The 5,496-nt window shown below is 73.0% G+C and carries 5 protein-coding genes and 1 pseudogene; 5 read left to right on the forward strand and 1 reads right to left on the reverse strand.

Annotation, left to right across the window (positions count from 1 at the left end):
* The coding region (locus ACYVE7_RS28220; RefSeq protein WP_460368800.1) for an N-acyl-D-amino-acid deacylase family protein at nucleotides 1-836 on the reverse strand (836 nt) is incomplete at its 3' end.
* A gap of 72 nt (nucleotides 837-908) precedes the next feature.
* Between ACYVE7_RS28220 and ACYVE7_RS28225 the strand changes: the two genes are divergently transcribed.
* The 5 genes and pseudogenes from ACYVE7_RS28225 to ACYVE7_RS28245 form a co-directional block, all read left to right on the forward strand.
* The gene (locus tag ACYVE7_RS28225; RefSeq protein ID WP_460368802.1) at nucleotides 909-2,228 is read left to right on the forward strand and encodes a serine hydrolase domain-containing protein; all 1,320 of its coding nucleotides are present in this window, start codon (nucleotides 909-911) and stop codon (nucleotides 2,226-2,228) included.
* Complete coding sequence (locus ACYVE7_RS28230) at nucleotides 2,218-3,330, forward strand: M20 family metallopeptidase (RefSeq protein ID WP_460368804.1); 1,113 nt, start codon at nucleotides 2,218-2,220, stop codon at nucleotides 3,328-3,330. Before ACYVE7_RS28225 ends, ACYVE7_RS28230 begins: the two co-directional genes overlap by 11 nt.
* A 32-nt stretch (nucleotides 3,331-3,362) precedes the next feature.
* Nucleotides 3,363-4,142: a GNAT family N-acetyltransferase gene (locus tag ACYVE7_RS28235; protein ID WP_460368806.1), complete on the forward strand. Its 780-nt coding sequence runs from the start codon at nucleotides 3,363-3,365 to the stop codon at nucleotides 4,140-4,142.
* Nucleotides 4,139-5,230, forward strand: coding sequence for an o-succinylbenzoate synthase (gene menC, locus ACYVE7_RS28240; RefSeq protein WP_460368808.1), 1,092 nt, complete (start codon nucleotides 4,139-4,141; stop codon nucleotides 5,228-5,230). The genes ACYVE7_RS28235 and menC overlap by 4 nt, the downstream gene beginning before the upstream one ends.
* Nucleotides 5,231-5,264: 34 nt before the next feature.
* A pseudogene (locus ACYVE7_RS28245) lies at nucleotides 5,265-5,496 on the forward strand (PucR family transcriptional regulator); the annotation flags it as partial.

Raw genomic sequence — 5,496 nt, forward strand, 5'->3', positions numbered from 1 at the left:
CCCGCGAGATACGGATACTGGTCGCCGCGCACGTCGATCCCCTCGACGCGCGCCGCGTGCAGCTTCGCCAGCAGCATCCCCGCCGACCCGTGGTTGCGCGGCCCCGCCGCCTTGCAGTGCGACACCTGCAGCCGCACCCGGGCCCGCCGCGCGATCTCGATGGCCTCGTCGAGGGCGTCGGCCAGCCCCAGCCCCTCGTCCCGCAGATGCGTCGTGTACGGCCGCCCGTACCGGTGCGCGACCCGCGCCAGCGCGATCAGCTCGGACGTCTCCGCGAACGACCCCGGCGGGTAGATCAGCCCGCTCGACAGCCCGCACGCCCCCGCCGCGAACGCCTCGTCGGCCAACCGGCACATCTCGGCAGTCGCCGCCTCCGACAGCGAGGCGTCGAACCCGGCGACGGCCATCCGCAGCGTCGAATGCCCGACCAGCGTCGCCATATGGTTGGTCGGCCCCGCCGCCTCCATCTCCGCCAGATGCTCGGCGAACGACCCGGCCCGCACCGGCGCCCCCGCGTACGCCGACATCAGCTCCCGGTACTCCTCGGTCACCGGGCCGAAGGAGAACCCGCAGTTCCCGTTGACCTCGGTCGTCACCCCCTGGAGCAGCTTGAACGGCTGCGGCTCGGCCAGCGCGGGCACCAGATCGGAGTGGCAGTGCGGGTCGACGAACCCGGGCGCGACGGCCAGCCCGTCGACGTCGACGATCCGCCGCGCCGCCCCCAGCCCCCGCCCGATCGCGACGACCCGCCCGTCCGCCACCCCCACATCGGCCGTGACGGAAGGCGAACCGAGACCATCGTGGACGTCGCCGCCCTTGAGCACCACGTCGAACATGGACGATCACCCTAGAGGTATTCGTCGAGACCGACGATGAGCCGTCCGGATATTTCCGGTTAGGGTCCAGATGTGAACTGGGGCACGCGGCTGGGCGAGCTGATCGCCGCATATGACGTTCCGGGCGCGACGCTGGCGTACGCGCACCGGGGAGAGCGGCACGAGTTCGCGGCGGGGGTGCTCAACCGCCGGACGGGCGTGGCCGCCACCCCCGACTCCCTCTTCCAGATCGGCTCGATCACCAAGATCTGGACGGCCACCCAGATCATGCTCCTCGCCGAGCAGGGCCTGCTGACGGTCGACACCCCCGTCCAGGAGCTGCTGCCGGAGTTCGCGGTGGCCGACCCGCACGTCAGCAAGACGGTGACCGTCCGCCACCTCCTCACCCACACCTCCGGCATCGACGGCGACCTCTTCCTGGACACCGGCCGGGGCGACGACTGCCTGGAGAAGTACGTCGCGGCCTGTGCCGACCTCACCCAGCTCCACCCGCTCGGCGCGACCCAGTCCTACGTCAACGCCGGCTTCCCCGTCCTCGGCCGGATCATCGAGAAGCTGACCGGTGAACTCTGGGACGACGCCCTGCGCCGCCAGCTCATCGCCCCGCTCGGCCTGGAGCACACCGTCACCCTGCCGGAGGAGGCGATCCTGCACCGCGCCGCCGTCGGCCATCTCGCCCCGTCCTACGCCCCCACCCCCACCTGGGGTCTGATGCGGTCGATCGGCCCCGCCGGCCTGATCTGCTCGACGGCCGCCGACGTCGTCTCCTTCGGCCTCGCCCACCTCGACGGCTCCCTCCTCACCCCCGCCTCGACGGCCGCGATGCGCCAACCCCAGATCGAACTCCCCAACCGCCACTCCCTGGGCAGCCACTGGGGGCTCGGCTGGATCCTCGACTGGTGGGACGGCCTGCCGATCCTCTGGCACTCCGGCAGCACCATCGGCCAGAACGCCGCCCTCTGGCTGGTCCCCGACCTCGACCTGGTCGTCGCGCTCTGCACGAACGGCGGCCACGACGGCGCCCTCCGCCAGGCCCTCGCCACGGAACTCTTCACCGAGCTGGCGGGGCTGCGCGTCCGGCCGACGCTCCAGCCGCCCGCCGAACCCGTCCACGTCGACCTGGAGCGGTACATCGGCCTGTACGACCGCAAACACGTCCGGACGACGATCAGCGGCCGCGGCCCCGGGCTGCACGCGACCGTCGAGACGACCACGCCGGGCCTGGCCGAGCTGCGGCCGCCGCTGGAGATCGACCTCATCCCCGTCGACGAGACCACCTTCGTGGGCAGGGCCGACGACGATCCCGCCTGGATCCCGTTCGTCTTCTACGAACTCCCCGACGGCACCCCCTACGTCCACTACAGCGCCCGGGCCAACCCCCGTGTCGGCTGACGCCGCGATGACCGCCGATCTGGCGGCCCTCGTGAACCAGGAGTCCCCGTCGGGCGAGACGGCCGCCCTCGCCGCCTGCCGCGAACTCCTCGCGACGATCGGAACCCGCCTCCTCGGCGCCGCACCGGTCGTCCTGGGCGAACAGCTCCGCTGGGGCGGTGAGCGCCCCCGCGTGCTGGTCCTCGGCCACTACGACACGGTCTGGCCGCTCGGCACCCTCGCCCGCTGGCCCTTCACCGTCAACGGGACGACCGCCACGGGGCCCGGCTGCTTCGACATGAAAGCGGGCCTGGTGCAGGCCCTCCACGCCCTGGCGGCCCTGCCCGACCGCTCGGACGTCACCCTCCTGGTCACCTCGGACGAGGAGACGGGATCGCGGACCTCCCGCGCCCTGATCGAGGAGCTGGCCGCGCACGCCGAAGCCGTCCTGGTCGCCGAACCGAGCGCCGACGGCGCGCTCAAGACCTCCCGCAAGGGCCTCGCCCGCTACACCCTGCACGTCACGGGACGCGCCGCGCACGCCGGCCTCGACCCCGAACGGGGGATCAACGCGGGCGTCGAACTGGCCCACCAGACCCTTGCCGTCGCGGCGCTCGCCGACCCCGACCGCGGCACCACCGTCACCCCCGCCGCCTCCCGCGCCGGGACGACCGCGAACACCGTCCCCGCGGCGGCGACCCTCGAGATCGACGTCCGGGCCTTCGACCGCGCCGAACTGACCAGGGTCCGTGACGCCCTGCACACGCTCCGGCCCCGGCTGCCCGGCGCCGCCCTCCGGATCGAGGACGGTCCGGCGCGCGGCCCGTTCCCCCGATCGGCGAGTTTCGGTCTGTTCCAACGGGCCGTCACCGTGGCCGCGACGCTCGGTCTGCCGCCGCTCCACGAGGCGTCCGTGGGCGGCGGCTCGGACGGCAACCTCACCGCCGCCCTCGGCATCCCCACCGTCGACGGCCTGGGCGCCGTCGGCGGCGGAGCCCACGCCGAAGGCGAATGGGTCGACCTGACGGCGCTCCCGGACCGCGCCGCCCTGCTGTCCGCGCTGATCGCCGATCTGGTCGGATCGGACGAACAACCGGCCGCGGGTTGGCTTTTCGGACGATGAGTACGGGGTGCCCGGATGGGCACGCTGGACCTGTGATCGTGCGTGGCGGGGCGGCTGTCCCGATGGAAGTGGCCGAGCTGGCGGGCGCCGCCTCGTGCCGGGAGGCGGCCGCGCTGCTCAGCCGGGTGTGGGGCCGTCCGCTGCTCGAGGCGGGGCTGCCGCGCGCCTGGTCGTTCACCGGCAACTATGTGGTCGGCGCCTTCGCGGAGGGAGCGCTGATCGGGGCCGCGGCGGGTTTCCTGACCGCCGGTGGAGCGTTGCACTCCCACATCACCGGGGTCGCGGCGGGCGCGCGCGGGCTCGGCGTCGGCCGTGCGATCAAGCGGCACCAGCGCGCGTGGGCGCTCGACAGGGGCATCGGCCGGGTCGAGTGGACCTTCGACCCGCTGGTCCGCAGGAACGCCCATTTCAACCTGGAGGTGCTGGGCGCGCTCCCCGACCGCTACCTCACCGACTTCTACGGCGCGATGGACGACGGGCTGAACGCCGGCTCGCCGTCCGACCGGCTCCACACCGTCTGGGAGCTGGAGCGGGAGCGGCCCGCGGCCGTCCCGGTGACCGCGGAGCTGCTGGCGGACGGCGCGCTGACCGTCCTGTCCTGCGTGGACGACCGTCCCCTGACGACCCCGGGCGACGCCAAAGTGGTGCTGGTCGCCGTGCCCCCCGACATCGAGGCGTTGCGTGGGGCGCGCCCCGCCGTCGCGGGGGAGTGGCGGCGGTCGCTGCGGGCGGCGCTCGAACCGCGGACGTCCGCCGGACGTCGGATCACCGGGATCACCCGCGACGGTTTCTATGTGGTGGAGGCGCCGTGAGCATCGAAGGGCTCGAACTGAAATGGGTGCGGCTGCCGCTGGTCGCCCCGTTCCGCACGTCGTTCGGCACCGAGACCGAGCGGATGGTCCTGCTGGTGCGGGCCGTCGCGGACGGCGCGGAGGGCTGGGGCGAGTGCGTCGCGCTCAGCGGCCCCGTCTACTCGCCGGAGTACGTGGACGGTGCCGCCGACGTGATCCGCGCCTTCCTCGCGCCGCTGGTCAGGGAAGATCCGTGGGCGACGGAGCGGGCGTTCGCGCCGGTCCACGGCCATCCCATGGCCAAGAGCGCGGTGTCGTCCGCGATCCTCGATCTGTGGCTGCGCCGCCGGAACACCTCGTTCGGGGAGTTCCTGGGCGCGGTCCGCCCGGCGGTGGACTCCGGGGTCTCGGTCGGGATCATGGATTCGATCCCCGAGCTGCTCGACGCCGTCGACGGCTACCTCGCCGAGGGCTACCGCCGGATCAAACTGAAGATCGAGCCGGGCTGGGACGTCGCCCCGGTCCGCGCCGTCCGCGAACGCCACCCCGACATCCTGCTCCAGACCGACGCCAACACCGCCTACACCCTCGCCGACGCCCGCCACCTCGCCCGGATGGACCCGTTCGACCTGCTGCTGATCGAGCAGCCGCTGCCGGAGGACGATCTGGCCGGCCACGCCGAACTGGCCCGGCGGCTCACCACCCCCGTCTGCCTGGACGAGTCGATCACTTCGGCGCGGATCGCGGCCGACGCGATCCGCCGGGGCGCGGCGGCGATCGTCAACATCAAGCCGGGGCGGGTCGGCGGGTTCCTGGAGGCCCGCCGGATCCATGACGTGTGCGCGGCGCTCGGCGTGCCGGTCTGGTGCGGCGGAATGCTGGAGACGGGCATCGGCCGCGCCGCGAACGTCGCCCTGGCCGCGCTGCCGAACTTCACTCTCCCGGGCGACACCTCGGCGTCGTCCCGCTACTACGCGACCGATCTCACCGAACCGTTCGTCCTGGAGGACGGCCGCCTGCGCGTCCCGACAGGGCCCGGCCTCGGCGTCGCCCCGGACCTGTCAGTTCTCAAAGAACTGACGGTGCGAACCGAGTACATCCCGATCTAGCAGACAAATGACGTAAACCCCTACGGTTGCTGACATGTCGCCCGGGTTGAAGCGTGTCCTAGAAGATCTGGGCTCGACGGTCGTCGGTGTCGTGGCCCTGCCAGGCGAGCCGAACGCCGAGGTCACCGGCGTGCACATCTACGACCCGCTCGACGAGCTGCCCGCCGCCCCCGGCGGGCTGCTGCTCGGCATCGGGGTCGAGGGCGAGGACCGGATCGCGGGCCTGCTGGCGGAGCTGGGCGCGCGCGGCGCGGCCGGCCTGGTCG

It is taken from the genome of Actinocorallia lasiicapitis, assembly GCF_054778695.1.